This window comes from Sinorhizobium sp. NG07B (assembly GCF_002532005.1).
Classification (GTDB): domain Bacteria; phylum Pseudomonadota; class Alphaproteobacteria; order Rhizobiales; family Rhizobiaceae; genus Sinorhizobium; species Sinorhizobium fredii_C.
In genome coordinates, this window is the sequence record NZ_NWTD01000001.1 from 1 (window position 1) to 18,121 (window position 18,121).

Below are 18,121 nucleotides of genomic sequence, written 5' to 3' on the forward strand. Positions count from 1 at the left end.
TCGGCGAGTAAGCCATAGGCTGTTGAAATTTCATCATCGGCCGGCTTCAACAGCGTATCGAAGACAAGCGACAGTCCCACGGCCGGCTCCCCCTTTGTCGCCAGGAGCGGATTGAAGCTGTCGAAGGTGCCGGTCTGCGAGAGTCTGATATCTCCCCCCTTCGGGGCATCGGGATTTGCATAGTCGAAATGCTTGAAACCGGGCGGATATTTGAGTTCGCCGATGAGCGATAGACCATGATGCCAAACGGGCTCTTCTTGAGCCTCTGCCAAGGGCACTGTGAACAGGGATATCGCCAGGAAAGCGGCTGCCAGCTTCATTCGTCCAAAACCGCCACAGTCCAGCATCCCGTCGTCTCTCCTCGTATTTTCAGTAATCCTTGAAACCAGAATAGGCCAAATCTGGGCAATTGACAGGACTTGCCCAAAATCAGGCGAAATTATTCAGTCACATCCGGGTGAGTCGCAAGGCTGATGCAACCGCGGCGAATCAGGATAGTATCGGCGGGATCGAGCCCGCCTGTTGCGCGTCGCTGCCGATGGGGGAATGGAATGGGATTTGACACGCGTGCCGCGCTTCGACGCTGCGGCTCCGCACTGCTGGCGCTGATGACGAGCACGGGTCTTCTCGCGACCGATGCCGCCTCGGCCGACGGCACGCCTGCCAAGGAGCTCTTCGGTGCCAGGGCCTTGCCGACCGCGGCGGCGCCGACGTCCTACGGCTTCTATTCCAAGGGCTGCCTTGCCGGCGGCATCGCCATTCCGACCGACGGCCCCACATGGCAGGCCATGCGTCTGTCGCGCAACCGCCGCTGGGGGCACCCCGAGATGATCGCTCTGATCGAGCGCTTCTCCAACGACGCGGCCGAAAAAATCGGCTGGCCAGGGCTGCTGCTCGGCGACATCTCGCAGCCGCGCGGCGGCCCGATGCTGTCCGGCCATGCCTCGCACCAGATCGGCCTCGACGCCGACATCTGGCTGACGCCGATGCCGCAGAAGACGCTCAGCTATGAGGAGCGCGAATCGATTTCCGCGACCTCGATGCTCGACAAGAGCAAGTTCCTGACGATCGACCGCTCCGTCTGGACGCCGTCCCATGCGCGGCTGATCATGCTGGCGGCGAGCTACCCCGAAGTCGAGCGCGTCTTCGTCAATCCGGCGATCAAGAAGAAACTCTGCGACACCTGGCGCGGCGATCGCGCAGCACTCGGCAAGGTGCGACCGATCTACGGCCACGACTACCATTTCCATATCCGCATCAAATGCCCGGCCGGCTCGCAAGGCTGCAAGGACCAGGCCGCAGTGCCCGCCGGCGACGGCTGCGACAAGTCGCTCGCCTGGTGGTTTACCGAGGCACCCTGGGCGAAGCCGAAGAAAAAACCCGGCGAGAAGCCGCCGAAGCCGAGGTTTGCGACGCTTGCCGACCTGCCGAAGGCCTGCGCGCTGGTGCTGAACGGCCCGGCTCCAGCCTCCGAGCAGCAGGCGACCTTCGGCACGGCCTACCGTGCTCCGGCCGCCATTCCCGCCGCCGCGACGAGCATCGAAGCCGTCATTGGGGCCGCGGCCGAGACGCCGTTTGCCGAGATCCCCGTGCCGCTGCCGCGTCCGGCGCTGCAATAAGGAAACATGTAGCAGTGTCTTTGCAATTTCACGGCACTCCTGTATAGCCGTTCAAATCGATTTAAATCGGGATCGAAGTGGGATTGCGCCGTGCTCTCCGCTCTGGCCCCGTGAGCTTGCCGGGGACGCCGCATGGCCGATCGCAGATGTCTCGCCCTGATCGCCCACGATCAGAAGAAGGATGATCTCGCCGCCTTCGCCAAGACGCACGAGGCCACGCTTTCTAGTTGGAAGATCGTCGCCACCGGCACGACCGGCGGCCGCGTTCTCGACGCCTGCCCCGGCCTCGACGTGACGCGGCTGAAAAGCGGGCCGCTCGGCGGCGACCAGCAGATCGGTGCCTTGATCGCGACCGGCGACATCGACTGCCTGATCTTCTTCGTCGACCCGCTGACCGCCATGCCGCACGACGTCGACGTCAAGGCGCTGATGCGTCTAGCCATCGTCTACGACATTCCGATGGCGCTCAACCGGGCGACCGCCGAGCAGTTGATCGACTTCAGGCGCAACTGATACATCTTCGGAAATTGTACGCGCGAGCCGGGACGAATCTGCCATGCTGACTGCGAATGACCAGAGCTTCTCCTTTCCGATCTTGATCGGCGATATCGGTGGCACGAACGCCCGCTTCGCACTGCTCGCCGACCCGTTCGCCGAGCCGCTGCAGCTGCCGCCGATCAAGACGGGAGACTTCGAGACGATTGAGGAGGCGCTCAAGAAGAGCATTCTCGATCATGTCTCCGAAAGACCCCGTTCGGCGATCCTCGCCGTGGCGGGGCCGATCAAGAGCGACGAGATCCCGCTGACCAATGCCGGCTGGGTGATCCGGCCGAAGGACATGCTGGCGAAGCTCGGGCTGCAGGACGTGCTGGTCATCAACGACTTCGAGGCGCAGGCGCTCGCGATCGCCGCTCCGGCCGAAGAGGATGTCGTGCAGATCGGCGGCGGCAGCGCCCGGCCGCGGAGTTCCCGCGCGGTGCTCGGCCCCGGCACTGGCCTCGGCGTCGCCGGTCTCGTCTTCGCCCAGGACACCTGGATCCCCGTACCGGGCGAAGGCGGGCATGTGGATATCGGTCCGCGCAGCGAGCGCGATTTCCACATATGGCCGTTCCTCGAGCCGATCGGAGGCCGCATGGCGGGGGAGCAGATCCTTTGCGGACGCGGCATCATGAATCTCTACCGCGCCGTCTGCGCGGCCGATGGCCTGGAGCCGTCGCTCAAGGATCAGGCGGAAGTGACGACCAGCGCGCTTTCCGGGCAGGATCCGGCGGCGGTCGAGACGGTGTCGCTGTTCTGCACCTATCTCGGCCGCGTCGCCGGCGACATGGCGCTGGTCTTCATGGCGCGCGGCGGCGTCTATCTCGCCGGCGGCATTTCGCAGAAGATCTTGCCGGCGCTGATGAAGCCGGAATTCCGCGCCGCCTTCGAGAATAAGGCACCGCATTCGGCGCTGATGCAAACCATACCGACCTTTGCGGTCGTCCATCCGATGGCGGCGCTTTCCGGGCTTGCCGCCTTCGCACGCGCGTCAAGAGACTTCGGTGTTGCAATGGAGGGACGGCGCTGGCGAAGCTGAGCGGCGGACCGATGCAAGGACTCGCCAAAGCAGCTTCAAACCACTATAGACCCCCGACACGTGGCGCCGACGTGCCACAGCAGGCCAGGGAAAACGGGCTTCTTGAACGCCACGAACAGAAAACAGCGCGCGATGGATTCCGAGACGATCACCGGAATTCTGCGGCGCGTCATCGCTGAGAACGGTCGCGACCACATCCGGGGCTATGCCTTCGCCATTTCCTGCCTGATCGTCGTCGCGGCAACGACCGGTTTCACCGCCTGGATCATGGAAACGGTCGTCAACGAGGCCTTCGCCAACAGGCGGGCGGATATCGTCCTGGTGATCTGCGCGGCCATTTTCGCCGCCTTCGTCCTGCGCGGCCTGGCGACCTACGGTCAAGCCGTCGCGCTGTCGAAGATCGGCAACAACATCGTGGCGCGCTATCAGCGCCGGCTTTACTCCCACATCATGGCGCTCAGCGTCGGCTATTTTCACGAGCATCGCTCGGCGCAGCTTGCGGCGAAGATCAGCCAGAACGTCAGTGGCATACGTGACGTGCTCAACATGACGGTCACGTCGATCGCCCGGGACTTCCTGACTCTGATCGGCCTGATCGGCGTCATGTTCAGCAAGGACTGGCTGCTGTCGCTGATCGTCTTCTTCGTCGCGCCGCCGCTGTTTCTCGGCCTGCGCTACATATCCAGACGTCTGCGTCTGGCGACACGCGAGGCCATCGAGGTCAACAGCCGGGTTCTCGGGGCGATGCAGGAAACGATCCAGGGCATCACCATCATCAAGGCCTTCACGATGGAGAACGAGCTCCGCCGCAAGGTCGAGACGATCATCGATCGGGCCGAGAACCGCGCCAACCGCATCGCACGCCTGAGCGAACGCACGGCGCCGATGACCGAAACCTTCGCGGGCCTCGCCATCTCCAGCGTGCTTGCCTATGCCGCCTTCCGGACGATCTACGGCAACGTGCCCCCGGGTGCTTTCTTCGCCTTCGTCACGGCGCTCTTGATGGCCTATGATCCGGCCCGCCGCCTCGCGCGGCTGCAGGTGTCGATGGAGCGCGCCGCCGTAAATGCCCGCATGATCTACGAGATCCTCGACACGATACCGCATCAGCGCGATCGCCCCGATGCGACCGAGCTCAAGCTCGGTGGGGCGACCGTCGAACTGCGCGATGTCCGCTTTTCCTATGCCAATGGCGACGAGATCCTTAAGGGTGTGAGCTTCCGCGCCGAGGGCGGTAAGACGACGGCGCTCGTCGGACCCTCCGGTGCCGGCAAGTCGACCATCATCAGCCTCATTCCGCGCTTCTACGATCCGCAGTCGGGCGAGATCCTGATCGACGGCCAGAACATCGCCGGCGTTACCAAGCAGTCGCTGCGCAACGGCCTCGCCTATGTCTCGCAGCAGCCGTATCTTTTCGAAGGCTCGATCCGCGACAATATCCGTTACGGCCGTCCCGATGCCACGGATCAGGAAGTCGAGGAGGCCGCACGGCTTGCCTATGCGCACGATTTCATTCTGGCTCAGCCGCAGGGCTACGACACGCCGGTCGGCGAGCATGGCGTGACGCTCTCCGGCGGCCAGCGGCAGCGCCTGTCGATCGCCCGGGCGCTGGTGCGCAACGCGCCCATCCTGCTTCTCGACGAGGCCACCTCGGCCCTCGACACCGAGTCCGAGGCCGCCGTGCAGAAGGCGCTCGATCAGGCGATGAGCGGGCGTACCGTGATCGTCATCGCCCACCGGCTCTCGACCGTCGTCAATGCCGACAAGATCGTCGTGATGAAGGACGGCAAGGTCGTCGAGGAGGGATCGCATGAGGAGCTTGCGCGGCGGCCGGACGGTCTCTACGCTCGCCTCCACAACCTCCAGGGCAACGGCGCGGACCTGCCTGACGAAGCGAAAATCCTGTAGATACGAGGAAATCTGGCGATGAGCGAAACGGACATGAAGCTCGTGGTGGTCGGCGCGGCCGGTCGAATGGGCCAGACGCTGATCCGGATCGTTCACGAGACGGCCGGCGTGCGGCTGCATGCCGCGATCGAGCGCTCGAATTCGCCTTTCATCGGCCGGGACGCCGGCGAGCTTGCCGGCCTCGGACCGATCGGCGTCCCCGTCACCGACAAGCCGCTCGAAGCCTTTGTCGAGGCGGAGGGAGTGCTCGATTTCACCGCGCCGGCGGCTAGCGTCGAATTCGCCGGCCTCGCGGCACAGGCGCGCATCGTTCATATCGTTGGCACGACCGGATGCTCCGCAGACGACGAGGCGAAGATCCGCGCGGCCGCCCGCCATGCACGCATCGTCAAGTCGGGCAATATGAGCCTCGGCGTCAATCTCCTGGGCGTGCTCACGGAGAAGGCGGCGCGCGCGCTAGGCCCTGCCGATTGGGACATCGAGATTGTCGAGATGCACCACAAGCACAAGGTCGACGCGCCTTCGGGCACGGCGCTCCTCATCGGTGAGGCAGCGGCGAAGGGACGCGGCATCGATCTTGCGGACCATTCCGTCCGTGTGCGCGACGGCCATACCGGCCCCCGCGCGCAAGGTACGATCGGCTTTGCGACCCTGCGCGGCGGCTCGGTCATCGGCGAGCATTCCGTGATTCTTGCGGGCGAAGGTGAACTGGTGACGCTGTCGCACAGCGCCACGGACCGCTCGATTTTCGCGCGTGGCGCCGTCACGGCGGCTCTGTGGGCGCGCAGCCAGAAGCCCGGCTTCTACTCCATGCTCGATGTTCTCGGGCTCAACTGACACGTCAAACTGCTGAAGGGAAATCGAAATGAGCGGCACTCTCGTCCTCGTCCGGCACGGCCAGAGCGAATGGAACCTGAAGAACCTTTTCACCGGCTGGCGCGATCCGGACCTGACCGAGCTTGGCGTCGAGGAAGCAAAGGCAGGCGGCAAGGCGCTCGCCGAATACGGCATCAAGTTCGACATCGCCTTCACCTCCGATCTCGTCCGCGCCCAGCGCACCTGCCAGATGGTGCTCGACGCCGTCGGCCAGTCGTCGCTGGAAACGATCCGCGACCAGGCGCTCAACGAGCGCGACTACGGCGATCTCTCCGGCCTTAACAAGGACGATGCCCGCGCCAAATGGGGCGAGGAGCAGGTGCATATCTGGCGCCGCTCCTATGACGTGCCGCCGCCCGGCGGCGAAAGCCTGCGCGACACCGGCGCCCGCGTCTGGCCGTACTACCTGACCGAAATCCTGCCGCGCGTGCTCGCCGGCGAGAAGGTGCTGGTCGCCGCCCACGGCAACTCGCTGCGCTCGCTCGTCATGGTGCTCGATCGCCTGACCAAGGAACAGGTCCTGAACCTCAACCTCGCGACCGGCGTGCCGATGGTCTACAAGCTGAAGGCGGATTCCACCGTCGCCTCCAAGGAAGTGCTCGGCGACATGTCGGCCGCGCATTGAGCGCCCACATCCTCGATCGAAGCAAAAGGGGCGCCGCGGCGCCCCATTTTGTTTCATGCCTTTCCCGCTTCCCAGCCGAGGATCGCCCGCTTTCGCGTCAGCCCCCAATGATAGCCGGTGAGTTCGCCGCCCTTGCCGAGCGCCCGGTGGCAGGGCACGACAAAGGAGATCGGGTTGCGGCCGACGGCCGCTCCGACGGCGCGCGACGCGGTCGGTTGGCCGATTTCGCCGGCGATCTTCGAATAGGTCGTCGCCTTGCCGAGCGGAATGTTCAACAGCGCCTGCCAGACCCGGATCTGGAAGTCCGAGCCGATCAGCACGATGTTGAGCGGCTCGTCGGCGCACCAGCGCTCCGGGTTGAAGATGCGGGCGGCATAGCGTGCCGTTGCCGCGCTGTCCTCGAAGTAATTGGCGTTCGGCCAGCGCCGGGCCATGTCCTCGAAGCTCGCCCGCTCCTCGCCGGCGTCGGCAAAGGCAAGGCCTGCGAGGCCGCGCTCGGTCACCATCACCAGCGCCGTGCCGAAAGGGGAAGGGTGGAAGCCGTAGCGGATCGTCAGCCCCGCGCCGCGCGCCTTCCACTCGCCGGGCGACATCGCCTCATGGGTGACGAAGAGATCGTGCAGCCGGCCGGGGCCGGAGAGCCCGACCTCGATGCTGGTCTCGAGCAGCGGCATCTCCTCCTGGCGCAGAAGCCGCTTGGCATGGTCGAGCGTCACCGCTTGCAGGAAGGCCTTTGGCGAAAGACCGGCCCAACGGGTAAAGACCTTCTGGAGCTGCGTCGGCGACTGGCTGAGGCGGCGGGCGATCGTTTCCAGCGACGGCTGGTCGCGGTAATCCTCGGTCAGCATCTCGATGACATGGCGCACCGTGTCGTAATCGGTGCCGTCCGGGGTGATGTCGGTGGGAATGGTTGTCACGACGTTCATGGATCATCTCCTGTCATGCCGCAGAAAACCATGCGGGAGACCGGATAACCACCCGATTCTTGATTCATCTCGACCGGGCCGTGGCGAGCGCGCGGGAGAAGGCGAGGGCGAAGGTTTCGCGATCGTCGCGGTTGAGGAACGAACCGATCTCAGTCTGCCGGCCGTCGCCGCTGATCCTCATCGAGACGATGCCGATCTCCTGGTGGCGCTTGATGCTGAAGCGCGCCCAGAAGGGGTTGAAGCGATGCTCGATCATGTTTCCCGATGGCGCGAACTTCCTCACCGACACGTCGGTGCGCGAGACGCTGACCTCCTCGCGGGCGCGCGCCGAATGGTAGTTGAGCCAAAAGGCGCCGAAGAGCAGCACGAAATCGAGGCCGAAGAAGAACACGATCGGCCAGGCGCCGATGACCAGGAACACCAGGACATGCACGGCGCTCATCGCAGCCGCGATCATCAGCAGGATCTTGAACCCTTTGAGGCCGAGCGAGCGGTAGGGGGTGAGTTCCGCCGAAAAGATCGGCGCGTCGTTGATGCTTGTCTCGGCGTTGCCTTCGGTCATAACCAATGACTATAGATGCAGCATGAAAAACGTGAAACGCAAATTGTCGCCGGGACCCGCGAAACCGCGCGCGGCAACGGCTGCCCGCCGATCCACGCGGCAGCGCAGTGTCTATAGCAAGGCGGAGATCGAGGAAATCTTTCGCCGCTTCTCGGTCCAGCGGCCGGAGCCGAAGGGCGAGCTCGAACATGTCAACGCCTTCACGCTGCTGGTGGCGGTGGCGCTTTCGGCGCAGGCGACGGATGCCGGCGTCAACAAGGCGACGCGGCCGCTCTTTGTCGTCGCCGACACGCCCGAAAAGATGATGGCGCTCGGCGAAGACAAACTGCGCGACTATATCAAGACTATTGGCCTTTACCGCAACAAGGCAAAGAATGTCATCGCGCTCAGCCAAAAGCTGATCGCCGATTTCGGCGGCGAGGTGCCGAAGACGCGCGAGGAGCTCAGGACGCTGCCGGGCGTCGGCCGCAAGACCGCCAATGTGGTGCTGCAGATGGCCTTCGGCCAATCGACCATTGCCGTCGACACGCATCTCTTCCGCATCGCCAACCGCATTCGCCTCGCACCCGGCAAGACGCCGGACGAGGTTGAGGCCAATCTGATGCGGGTCATCCCGGAGACATATCTCTACCACGCCCATCATTGGCTCATCCTGCACGGCCGCTATGTGTGCAAGGCGCGCCGGCCGGAATGCGAGCGCTGCATCATCGCCGACATCTGCAAGTCGCCCGAAAAGAGTTGCGACATTCCGGCGCCGCTTGTCGAATTGCCGCCACAGGTCCTTCCGGTCGCCGGCTGACGACCCAGCTCTTCATGGGTCGATCAAGCGATCGATCAGCCTGTCGATCGCATAGGCATAGTCGGCCCGCGCCGCACCGGCATCGATCTCGAGCGCTGCCCGGTCGAAGGCGGCGGACAAGAGGAAGGCCATCGCCTTGACCGCCTTCTCCTCGAGGCGGTGGGGAGCCATGGCCGCGCTCAATCCTTCTTCGAGAGTTCTGCCGCCATGCGCGGCGTCGATCGCCGCCATCTCGGTGACGCCGAGGACGGCCGGGCCGTCGAGCAGCAGCAGGCGCACCCGGCCGGGAACCGCCATCGCGTCGAAATAGGCGGCTGCCCCGGCGAGCAGCGCCTCGCGCGGCGCGAGGCCGTCGGGAGCGAACTGCTCGATCGTTGCGGCGACTTCGCGCGCCTCCCTTTCTATCACCGCCCGAAACAGCGACTTCTTGTCCTCGAAATGGTGATAGAGCGCGCCGCGCGTAAGCCCCGCCGCGGCGACGATCTCCGGCGTCGCCGTGTCGGCATAGCCCTTGTCGACGAAGAGTGCGTGTGCCGCGTCGATGATGGCGGCGCGGGTCGTGTCCGAGCGTTCGCGATTCGACCGGCGGCTTCTTTCCTGTTGCATACATGCAGCCTGTATGTTAATTAGATACATACAGATTGTATGATAATGATCGATGGAGGAAAAGCATGAAAACCACGAGCTACTATCCGGTGATCATGACCGCCGATGTGCGGGCTACAGCCGATTTCTATGTGAAGCATTTTCGCTTCGAGGCGCTTTTCGAGAGCGACTGGTACATGCATCTGCAGTCGAGCGAGGACGAACATGTCACGCTTGCCGTCCTCGACTACCGCCACGAGACCGTTCCGGAGCAACGTCGCGCCCCGGTTCAGGGTCTGCTTTTGAACTTCGAAGTCGAGGATCCCGACCGGCTCTATGCCGAGATGCGAGACGCTGGGCTTCCCATTCTCAAGGCCCTCTGTGACGAAGACTTCGGCCAGCGGCATTTCATCACCGCCGATCCGAACGGCGTGATGATCGATGTGATCAAGCCGATCCCGCCGAGCGCCGCCTTCGCAGACGCCTATGATGAAAGGGCGCTGCCGGCGTGATGGCGGCATTTTCGCAGCATTGTTAGAGCTCCGGCGCTACTCGCGCGCCTCAAAGGCGGTACGGCTCTTCCAAATGGTCGGAAAACCGCTATTAACGAACACCGGCCATTCAGGAACCGGACGGAGCTCATGACGAAATTCGATGTACTGACGATCGGCAATGCGATCGTCGATATCATTGCGCGCTGCGATGACAGCTTTCTCGTGCACAACGGCATCATCAAGGGCGCGATGAACCTCATCGATGCGGAGCGGGCGGAACTCCTTTATTCGCGCATGGGCCCGGCTGTCGAAGCCTCCGGCGGCAGCGCCGGCAACACCGCCGCGGGTGTGGCGAGCCTCGGCGGCCGCGCCGCCTATTTCGGCAAGATCGCCAGCGACCAGCTCGGCCAGATCTTTACCCACGACATCCGCGCACAAGGGGTGCATTTCCAAACCAGGCCGCTCGACAGCCTGCCGCCGACCGCGCGCTCTATGATCTTCGTCACCGAGGACGGCGAGCGCTCGATGAACACCTATCTCGGCGCCTGTGTCGAACTCGGTCCGGAAGACGTCGAGCCCGACGTCGTCGCTCAATCGACGGTCACCTATTTCGAGGGCTATCTCTGGGACCCGCCGCGGGCCAAGGACGCGATCCGCGAGGCGGCAAAAATTGCCCATGCGCACGGGCGCGAAACGGCGATGACTCTGTCGGACAGCTTCTGCGTGCACCGCTATCGGGACGAGTTCCTCGACCTGATGCGTTCCGGCACCGTCGATATCGTTTTCGCCAACAAGCAGGAGGCGCTGGCGCTCTACGAGACGGAGGATTTCGATGAGGCGCTTCGAATGCTCGCCGGGGACTGCAAGCTCGCCGCCGTGACCCTCAGCGAGGAAGGCTCGATCGTCGTTCGCGGCGAGGAAAGGGTGCGGGTCGGCGCGACGGCCGTCGCGCAGGTGGTCGACACGACCGGCGCCGGCGACCTCTATGCGGCCGGCTTCCTCTACGGCTACACGACCGGCAGATCGCTCGAAGACTGCAGCAAGCTCGGCAACCTGGCTGCCGGCATCGTCATCGGCCAGATCGGCCCGCGCCCAATGGTCTCGCTTGCCGGTGCCGCAAGGGAAGCCGCTCTTCTCTAGGGTTGGACAGCTACTTGAAGGCCTCGCCCGGATAGGCGCCCCAGATTTCGCTCTGGGCGATCCAGCCTTCCACCCCTTGCGTCTCGGCATGGCACCAGTCGCCATTGCACTCGCCGATATGCAAAAGCACGCCCGGCTGCATGCGGGCGACGATCGGTGCGGTGCTCTGCGGGTCGCGTCGCAGGTTGACGAAGACGCCTTCGCCCTTGCCGCGCATCCACGGTGCGGCAACGGCGGTGCGATCGCCGGAAAGCAGCGCCTGGTTGACCCAGCCTTCCGTGCCGTCGGCGTCCCGGATGCGGCGCCAGTTGTCATATTCCTGGATGATCTCGACGGGAACGCCGTTCTTCAGATAGCGGAAGGCGACGGCGTAGTCGAGGCTCGGCCCGATCCTGAGATTGACGCTCTTGGACTTGAGGCTGACGAAGCGGGGGAGCGGCAGACCGCTCGGACCCTTGGCCGCCTGGGCGAAGGCGGCGGAATTCATGCTGGCCGTTGCGAGGACCGTGGCCAGCAGCAATAGAGAGGCTTTGGAAATGAAGTGACGCATGACGAAGCCCATGTTCCGATCCTAAGCGAAGCCTTGCGGTGTCTCAGCGGAGCCGTTCGCCTTCTCAGACGCACAAGGCTCGCTGTGGCACGTTGAATTGCCGCATATTCCAAACCTCGGGTCGGTTCCGATCCGAAGAAGCACCCAGAGACGCGCCTCGCCGGGCGCGCGCCGCGAATCCTTTACCCGGACAGCGACTTTCAATTGTCTTCCCCACCGGGTCTGGTAGAAATTGCGGCTATAGGGGAGAACTATCACCCAACTTGGTTAAGGACCCGTCAACGAGGGCCGCTCGCAGGAATGACAAGCAAGAAGAAGCCAACCGTCTACATCACCCGGAAACTGCCGGAAGTCGTCGAAACGCGCATGCGCGAGCTGTTCGACGCGGAACTCAACATCGACGATACGCCGCGCAGCCAGCCGGAGCTGGTTGCTGCGGTGAAGAGGGTCGATGTGCTGGTTCCGACGCTGACGGACCGGATCGATGCGGCGCTGATCGAGCAGGCGGGCCCGCAACTGAAGCTCATCGCGGCCTTCTCGAACGGCGTCGACAATATCGATGTCGATGCCGCCGCCCGCCGGGGAATAACCGTCACCAACACGCCGAACGTGCTGACGGAAGACACCGCCGACATGACCATGGCCTTGATCCTAGCGGTGCCGCGCCGGCTTGCCGAGGGCGCGCAGGTGCTGACCGACCGCAAGGGCGAATGGGCCGGCTGGTCGCCGACCTGGATGCTCGGCCGGCGCATCGCCGGCAAGCGCATCGGCATCGTCGGCATGGGGCGGATCGGCACGGCGGTCGCCCGCCGCGCCAAGGCCTTCGGGCTGTCGATCCACTATCACAACCGCCATCGCGTCAAGCGGGAGACCGAGGAGATGCTGGAGGCGACCTATTGGGACAGCCTCGACCAGATGCTCGCCCGCGTCGATATCGTCTCGGTCAATTGCCCGTCGACGCCCGCCACCTATCATCTGCTCTCGGCGCGCCGGCTGGCGCTGATGCGCCCAGACAGCTACATCGTCAACACCGCCCGCGGCGACGTGATCGACGAGACGGCGATGATCAAGAGCCTGCGGGAGGGCAAGATCGCAGGGGCCGGCCTCGATGTCTTCGAGAACGAACCGGCCGTCAATCCCAAGCTCATCCGGCTTGCCGGCGAGGGCAAGGTCGTTCTCTTGCCGCATATGAGCTCGGCGACGCTCGAAGGCCGCATCGACATGGGCGACAAGGTGGTGATCAACATCCGCACCTTCTTCGACGGCCACCGCCCGCCGGACCGGGTGCTGCCGGGGCGGGATTGAGGCGGCTACCGGGTGTTTTCGGGTGCAGCCGCCGCGCAACGCCCCCACAAGGGGATCGTTGTGGGGAGCGGCAATACGGGACGCCGCCCTTATCGCAGCATCTTCCGCATCTCGATCGATGTCGGGCGGGTGAAGCCCGGATGGGCGGAGCGGCCGGTCTCGACGAAGCCCCAGGCCGCGAAGGTGGCGTGATTTTCGGTGAGTTCGATCCGCGTCTGGAGCCTCAGCGCCGGCAGTCCGAGGCTTCGGGCGGTCTCCTCCGCGGCGGTAAGCAGCTGTCGGCCGAGACCTTTGCCCTGATGGCCGGGATCGATGGCGAGCTTGCCGATATAGAGGCAGTCCGGTTCGGGCTTCAAGAACACGCAGCCAAGAAGATCGGCGCCGTTGGCGACGACGAAACCGACCTCGTCCCTCGATTTTTGGCGCAGGGACTCGACCGTCAGCGCATGGGCGGAGGAGGGCGGGTCGATCCGCCCGTCCATGGAGGCAAAGGATTTCAGGATCAGCGCCAGGAGCTCCTCGTAGCGATCGAAGCCCGGGTCGAGGCGGAGCGTTTCCATTCCGTCGCTCAAGCCCGGCCGCGCCGGTAGCGGATCGTGTTGAAAGTGGCGGCGAGGCCGTCATAGAGCAGCAGCCGGCCGATAAGCGGCTCGCCGATGCCGGTGATGAGCTTGATCGCTTCCATCGCCTGAAGCGTGCCGACGACGCCGGTCAGCGCTCCGACCACGCCGGCTTCGGCGCAGGCCGGCACCGCGCCCGGCGGAGGCGGCGTCGGGAAGAGATCGCGATAAGACGGATTGGGGTGCCCGCCGGCATCCGCCTCGTAAGGCTTCAACACGGTGACGGAACCGTCGAACCGCCCGACCGCGCCGGTGACGAGCGGAAGGCGCGCCGCCTCCGCCGCATCGGCCGCGAGGTAGCGCGTATCGAAATTGTCCGAACCGTCGACGACGAGGTCGTATTGCTGGAAGATCGCCTCTGCATTTTCGGATGCGAGGCGCAACGCGTGCGGCGCGACTTCCACATGCGGGTTGAGATTGGCAATTGCGGCGGCGGCGCTTTCGACCTTCGGCCGGCCGACATCGCCGGTGGCGTGGATGACCTGGCGCTGCAGGTTGGACAGCGACACGGCGTCATCGTCGACGATGCCGAGCCGGCCGACGCCAGCCGCGGCGAGATATTGCAGCACCGGGGCGCCGAGCCCGCCGGCGCCGATGACCAGCACGCGCGCGGCCTTCAGCTTCTGCTGTCCGGCGCCGCCGATCTCAGGGAGCACGATATGGCGCGCGTAACGGGCGATTTCCGATGAGTCGAGTGCTGCTGCGGTCATGTCCGTCTCCGTGGATGCCTGTCGGCGCCTTTTTTTAAAGCACGCCATGGAGCAGGCGGATGTCACTCCGAAACGCGGCCGTTTGCAACCGTCAGATGGCAGGCCCGTCCGCCGAGCGCCTCGAACATCGCCCGGTCCGTCCCGGTCATGAAGGCCTGACCGCCGAGCTCGTCGACGCGGTCGAAGAGAGCCGCCCGCCGCCCCTGATCGAGATGGGCGGCGATCTCGTCGAGCAGCAGCACCGGCGCGTGCCCGGTCAGGTCGCCGACGAGCCGCGCATGGGCGAGCACGAGCCCGACGAGCAGCGCCTTCTGCTCGCCGGTCGAGCAGCGTTCCGCCTCCATGTCCTTTTCCCGGTGGCGAATCAGGAGATCGCTGCGGTGCGGCCCTTCGAGCGTTCGCCCCGCCGCCGCATCGCGGATGCGGCCGTCGCTGAGCATCGAGAGATAGCGTTCTTCGAGGTCGTAGGCGGGCAGGCCGTGACAATCGTCGAGAAAGCCGGCAAGCGAAAGACCGGCGGACGGGAAGCTGCCGCCGCCTTGGCTGCGTTCCACAAGTGCCGTCAAAAGCCCAAGCATTTCCAGCCGCGCAAGCGCCATCGAGACGCCCAAGCCTGCCATTTCGCGCTCGATCGCGGTCAGCCAGGCGGGATCCGGCCGGAATTCCGAGAGCAGCCGGTTGCGGCTGCGCATCGCTCGGTCGAACTCGCTGGCGCGCCGGCCATGCTCGGGATCGAGCGACAGCACCAGCCGGTCGAGAAACCGCCGCCGATCCGAGGATGGACCGGTGAACAGCCCGTCCATCGCCGGCGTCAGCCACAACACGCGCAGATGGTCGGTGAGTTCGTCGACGGTGCGGGTCGGCGTGCCGTTGAGCCTCAGGCGGCGCGACTGCCCTTCCTCCGCACCCGCCGTGCCCGTGCCGATCTCCACCGGCCCGTCCATGCCCTCGACCGCCGCGAAAACCGAAAAACCGTCCGCCGCGCCCACCCGGGCGACATCCGCATAAGCCGCGCGACGCAGCCCCCGCCCCGGCGAGAGAAAGGAGATCGCCTCCATAAGGTTGGTCTTGCCCGCGCCGTTCTCGCCGGTCAGCACCACATGGCGCTGGTCGAGCTCGAGCGACAGCGCCGCGTAGTTGCGAAAATCACTGAGTTTCAGGCGGCTGAGATAGACCTTATGGGGCATTGCGGGTCCGCGTTCGACGTGCCTGTCAGGTAGGACGAAAGCCCGGCCGAGGCAAGCCGAAAGGCTCTCGCCCGAGGCGTGGACCGGTCACGTGGCCGGGCCCTGCGCCAAACCGCTGTGGGAAAGCCCCGTTTTTCCGCTGCTTCGGAACTTTTCACGGGCGTGCAGGTACAATATGACAGCGGCATGACAATCGACAACCGTATGGATCGCTGATGCTCGGCCTGTTTCGCAAGCTCCTCCCCCGTGAAGACCGGTTCTTCGATCTCTTCGAGCAGCACTCGCGCACCGTCTTGGAGGCGGCGGAGGCGCTGAAGGCGTTGCTCGCCGGCGGACCGGACATCGAACGTCATTGCGACCGCATCGTCCAGCTCGAGGACGAGGCCGACGGGATCACCCGGGAGGTCCTGCTCGCTGTGCGCCGCAGCTTCATCACACCCTTCGACCGCGGCGACATCAAGGATCTCATCCAGTCGATGGACGATGCGATCGACATGATGCACAAGACGGTGAAGACCATCCGGCTCTACGAGCAGCAGAGCTTCGATCCCGGCATGCGGGCGATGGGCGCCGCAGTCGTCGAGGCTGCCCACCTTGTCGCCGAGGCCATTCCGCTCCTCAACCGGATCGGCGTCAATGCGCATCGCCTGAGCACGATCGCAGAAGAGGTCACCCGCGTCGAAGGCCGTTCCGACGAGCTGCATGAGCAGGGCCTGAAGGACCTCTTCAAGCGCCATGGCAGCACCAATCCCATGGCCTATATCATCGGCAGCGAAATCTTTAGCGAGCTGGAGAAGGTCGTCGACCGCTTCGAGGATGTTGCCAACGAGATCAGCGGCATCGTGATCGAGAACGTCTGATGGACGCCACACTCGCCTTCCCGCTGCTTGTGGGCCTCATCGGAGTCGCCCTGTTCTTCGACTTTCTGAACGGATTGCACGATGCGGCGAATTCGATCGCAACGATCGTGTCGACGCGGGTGCTGCGGCCGCAATATGCCGTCATGTGGGCGGCTTTCTTCAACTTCATCGCCTTTTTGTTTTTCGGCCTGCACGTGGCCGAGACGCTCGGGAAGGGGATCATCAATCCCGGCATCGTTACGCCGCAGGTCATCTTTGCGGCATTGATCGGCGCAATCGCCTGGAACATCCTGACATGGGTCTTCGGCATCCCATCGAGTTCCTCGCATGCCCTCGTCGGCGGCCTTGTCGGCGCGGGCCTCGCAAAGGCCGGCTTCAGCTCCATCGTCTGGTCCGGCCTCCTGAAGACCGCCGGCGCCATCGTCATGTCGCCCGGCATCGGCTTCGTGCTCGCTCTCCTGCTGGTGCTGATCGTCTCCTGGCTGTTCGTGCGCCAGACGCCGTTTGCCGTCGACAGCACGTTCCGCGGCCTGCAATTCGTTTCGGCCTCGCTCTATTCGCTCGGCCATGGCGGCAATGATGCCCAGAAGACGATGGGCATCATCGCCGTGCTCCTGTTTTCGCAGGGCTATCTCGGGCCGGAATTCCATGTGCCCTTTTGGGTAGTCATCACCTGCCAGGCGGCGATCGCGCTCGGTACGCTGTTCGGCGGCTGGAGGATCGTCCACACCATGGGATCGAAGATCACAAAGCTCAATCCGATGCAGGGTTTCTGTGCCGAGACCGGTGGCGCCATCACGCTGTTTGCAGCGACCTGGCTCGGGATTCCGGTCTCGACAACGCACACGATCACCGGCGCCATCATCGGCGTCGGGTCGGCCCGGCGCGTCTCGGCCGTGCGCTGGGGGATTGCCGGAAACATCGTCGTCGCCTGGGTGATAACAATGCCCGCCGCCGCGCTGATTTCGGCCCTCTCCTATTACGCGGTCGACCTCGTCGGCTAGAGAGCGCGCGCAGCCGCCAGCACATGGACTGACCGACTCGCCCCGAAATGGTCGGCGCTCGGGGGCCGCCGCGACATTGGCAGTATTTCCGGCGGGGTGTATATATTCGTAGCCTGAGGAATTGTCTCTGGAGGGGACGATGACGGACGTCAAATGGACGATCAAGGGCCGCGAATTCATTCATTGCAATTGCGCCTATGGCTGCCCCTGCCAGTTCAATGCCCTGCCGACGCAAGGGCATTGCAGCGCCGTGGGGGTGATCGAGATCGAGGAAGGCCATCACGGCGATACGCGACTCGACGGCCTGAGGTGCGGGATGATCGTCGCCTGGCCGGGTGCCATCCACGAGGGCAGGGGCGAAGTCGTGCCGATCGTCGACGAGCGCGCCTCGGACGCCCAGCGCGAGGCGCTGCTGCGCATCATGAGCGGCCAGGACACCGAACCCGGTGCGACCTTCTTCCAGGTGTTCTCGACGACCTTCGAGACGTTCCACGATCCGGTCTTCGCGCCGATCGACTTCGAGGTCGACATCGAGAAGCGGACGGCGCGCGTCCGCGTACCGGGATGGATGGAGGCGCGCGGCGAGCCGATCCTCAATCCGGTGACCGGCGATTCGCATCGCGCCCGCCTTAACCTGCCGAACGGGTTCGAGTACGACACCTGCGAGATGGGGCGGGGCTGGGCCGACACGACCGGTGTCCTGCCGCTCTCGCTAGCGGACTCGCACGCCCATTTCGCCAGGATCCATATGACCGAACGCGGCGTGGTGCATTGA

At 64.6% G+C, this 18,121-nt stretch carries 20 protein-coding genes and 1 pseudogene; 13 read left to right on the forward strand and 8 right to left on the reverse strand.

All coding sequences use genetic code 11. The annotated features are described in order from the left end of the window. Positions 1-347 (reverse strand): annotated as a pseudogene (locus CO664_RS00005) (ABC transporter substrate-binding protein); the annotation flags it as partial. 204 nt (positions 348-551) lie between these two features. Between CO664_RS00005 and mepA the strand changes: the two are divergent. The 6 genes from mepA (at position 552) to CO664_RS00035 (ending at position 6,604) form a co-directional block, all read left to right on the forward strand. Further along, on the forward strand, positions 552-1,619 hold the full coding sequence (mepA, locus tag CO664_RS00010) for a penicillin-insensitive murein endopeptidase (protein ID WP_097537626.1): 1,068 nt from the start codon (positions 552-554) through the stop codon (positions 1,617-1,619). A 132-nt stretch (positions 1,620-1,751) separates the two neighbouring features. Next, positions 1,752-2,132, forward strand: a complete 381-nt coding sequence (locus tag CO664_RS00015) for a methylglyoxal synthase (protein WP_037422647.1) — start codon at positions 1,752-1,754, stop codon at positions 2,130-2,132. 43 nt (positions 2,133-2,175) lie between these two features. Continuing rightward, on the forward strand, positions 2,176-3,195 hold the full coding sequence (locus tag CO664_RS00020; protein ID WP_097525411.1) for a glucokinase: 1,020 nt from the start codon (positions 2,176-2,178) through the stop codon (positions 3,193-3,195). A 102-nt stretch (positions 3,196-3,297) separates the two neighbouring features. Beyond that, positions 3,298-5,103 carry an ABC transporter ATP-binding protein gene (locus tag CO664_RS00025; RefSeq protein ID WP_037422641.1) on the forward strand — a complete coding sequence of 602 codons (1,806 nt, stop codon included), beginning with the start codon at positions 3,298-3,300 and terminating at the stop codon, positions 5,101-5,103. A gap of 18 nt (positions 5,104-5,121) precedes the next feature. Further along, positions 5,122-5,940 (forward strand): 4-hydroxy-tetrahydrodipicolinate reductase, encoded by an 819-nt coding sequence (gene dapB, locus CO664_RS00030; protein WP_037422638.1) that lies wholly within the window; start codon positions 5,122-5,124, stop codon positions 5,938-5,940. A 28-nt stretch (positions 5,941-5,968) separates the two neighbouring features. Beyond that, the gene (locus CO664_RS00035) at positions 5,969-6,604 is read left to right on the forward strand and encodes a 2,3-bisphosphoglycerate-dependent phosphoglycerate mutase (RefSeq protein ID WP_037422635.1); all 636 of its coding nucleotides are present in this window, start codon (positions 5,969-5,971) and stop codon (positions 6,602-6,604) included. A 53-nt stretch (positions 6,605-6,657) separates the two neighbouring features. Here the strand turns inward: CO664_RS00035 and CO664_RS00040 are convergent, their stop codons facing one another. Beyond that, the gene (locus CO664_RS00040; RefSeq protein WP_097537627.1) at positions 6,658-7,530 is read right to left on the reverse strand and encodes a bifunctional helix-turn-helix domain-containing protein/methylated-DNA--[protein]-cysteine S-methyltransferase; all 873 of its coding nucleotides are present in this window, start codon (positions 7,528-7,530) and stop codon (positions 6,658-6,660) included. Positions 7,531-7,594: 64 nt separating this feature from the next. Continuing rightward, the gene (locus CO664_RS00045) at positions 7,595-8,092 is read right to left on the reverse strand and encodes a DUF2244 domain-containing protein (RefSeq protein WP_097537628.1); all 498 of its coding nucleotides are present in this window, start codon (positions 8,090-8,092) and stop codon (positions 7,595-7,597) included. Positions 8,093-8,114: 22 nt separating this feature from the next. Here CO664_RS00045 and nth point away from each other — a divergent pair, with 22 nt between their 5' ends. Next, complete coding sequence (gene nth / locus CO664_RS00050) at positions 8,115-8,891, forward strand: endonuclease III (protein WP_097537629.1); 777 nt, start codon at positions 8,115-8,117, stop codon at positions 8,889-8,891. Between the two features lie 12 nt (positions 8,892-8,903). Here nth and CO664_RS00055 read toward each other — a convergent pair whose 3' ends face one another. Further along, on the reverse strand, positions 8,904-9,497 hold the full coding sequence (locus tag CO664_RS00055; protein ID WP_097525415.1) for a TetR/AcrR family transcriptional regulator: 594 nt from the start codon (positions 9,495-9,497) through the stop codon (positions 8,904-8,906). A gap of 65 nt (positions 9,498-9,562) precedes the next feature. Between CO664_RS00055 and CO664_RS00060 the strand changes: the two genes are divergently transcribed. Both CO664_RS00060 and CO664_RS00065 read left to right on the forward strand, forming a co-directional pair. Beyond that, positions 9,563-9,988 carry a VOC family protein gene (locus tag CO664_RS00060; RefSeq protein WP_097525416.1) on the forward strand — a complete coding sequence of 142 codons (426 nt, stop codon included), beginning with the start codon at positions 9,563-9,565 and terminating at the stop codon, positions 9,986-9,988. A gap of 129 nt (positions 9,989-10,117) precedes the next feature. Beyond that, the gene (locus CO664_RS00065) at positions 10,118-11,110 is read left to right on the forward strand and encodes an adenosine kinase (RefSeq protein WP_037422586.1); all 993 of its coding nucleotides are present in this window, start codon (positions 10,118-10,120) and stop codon (positions 11,108-11,110) included. A gap of 10 nt (positions 11,111-11,120) precedes the next feature. On the opposite strand, the gene CO664_RS00070 is transcribed toward CO664_RS00065, so the two are convergent. Further along, positions 11,121-11,660 (reverse strand): SH3 domain-containing protein, encoded by a 540-nt coding sequence (locus tag CO664_RS00070; RefSeq protein WP_037422623.1) that lies wholly within the window; start codon positions 11,658-11,660, stop codon positions 11,121-11,123. Positions 11,661-11,960: 300 nt separating this feature from the next. On the opposite strand from CO664_RS00070, the gene CO664_RS00075 reads away from it, so the two are divergent. After that, complete coding sequence (locus CO664_RS00075) at positions 11,961-12,965, forward strand: D-glycerate dehydrogenase (protein WP_037422583.1); 1,005 nt, start codon at positions 11,961-11,963, stop codon at positions 12,963-12,965. A gap of 89 nt (positions 12,966-13,054) precedes the next feature. On the opposite strand, the gene CO664_RS00080 is transcribed toward CO664_RS00075, so the two are convergent. The 3 genes from CO664_RS00080 to recF all read right to left on the reverse strand — a co-directional run bounded on the left by CO664_RS00080 (position 13,055) and on the right by recF (position 15,482). After that, positions 13,055-13,525, reverse strand: coding sequence for a GNAT family N-acetyltransferase (locus CO664_RS00080; RefSeq protein WP_097537630.1), 471 nt, complete (start codon positions 13,523-13,525; stop codon positions 13,055-13,057). A gap of 8 nt (positions 13,526-13,533) precedes the next feature. Then, positions 13,534-14,295, reverse strand: coding sequence for a molybdopterin-synthase adenylyltransferase MoeB (gene moeB, locus CO664_RS00085; RefSeq protein WP_097537631.1), 762 nt, complete (start codon positions 14,293-14,295; stop codon positions 13,534-13,536). Between the two features lie 62 nt (positions 14,296-14,357). Next, positions 14,358-15,482, reverse strand: coding sequence for a DNA replication/repair protein RecF (gene recF, locus CO664_RS00090; RefSeq protein ID WP_097537632.1), 1,125 nt, complete (start codon positions 15,480-15,482; stop codon positions 14,358-14,360). A gap of 215 nt (positions 15,483-15,697) precedes the next feature. Between recF and CO664_RS00095 the strand changes: the two genes are divergently transcribed. The 3 genes from CO664_RS00095 to CO664_RS00105 all read left to right on the forward strand — a co-directional run bounded on the left by CO664_RS00095 (position 15,698) and on the right by CO664_RS00105 (position 18,121). Then, positions 15,698-16,342, forward strand: a complete 645-nt coding sequence (locus CO664_RS00095; protein ID WP_097537633.1) for a DUF47 domain-containing protein — start codon at positions 15,698-15,700, stop codon at positions 16,340-16,342. After that, entirely contained in the window at positions 16,342-17,346 is a 1,005-nt protein-coding gene (locus CO664_RS00100) for an inorganic phosphate transporter (RefSeq protein ID WP_037422568.1), read from the forward strand. The genes CO664_RS00095 and CO664_RS00100 overlap by 1 nt, the downstream gene beginning before the upstream one ends. 139 nt (positions 17,347-17,485) lie before the next feature. Next, positions 17,486-18,121 carry a DUF1326 domain-containing protein gene (locus CO664_RS00105; RefSeq protein WP_037422565.1) on the forward strand — a complete coding sequence of 212 codons (636 nt, stop codon included), beginning with the start codon at positions 17,486-17,488 and terminating at the stop codon, positions 18,119-18,121.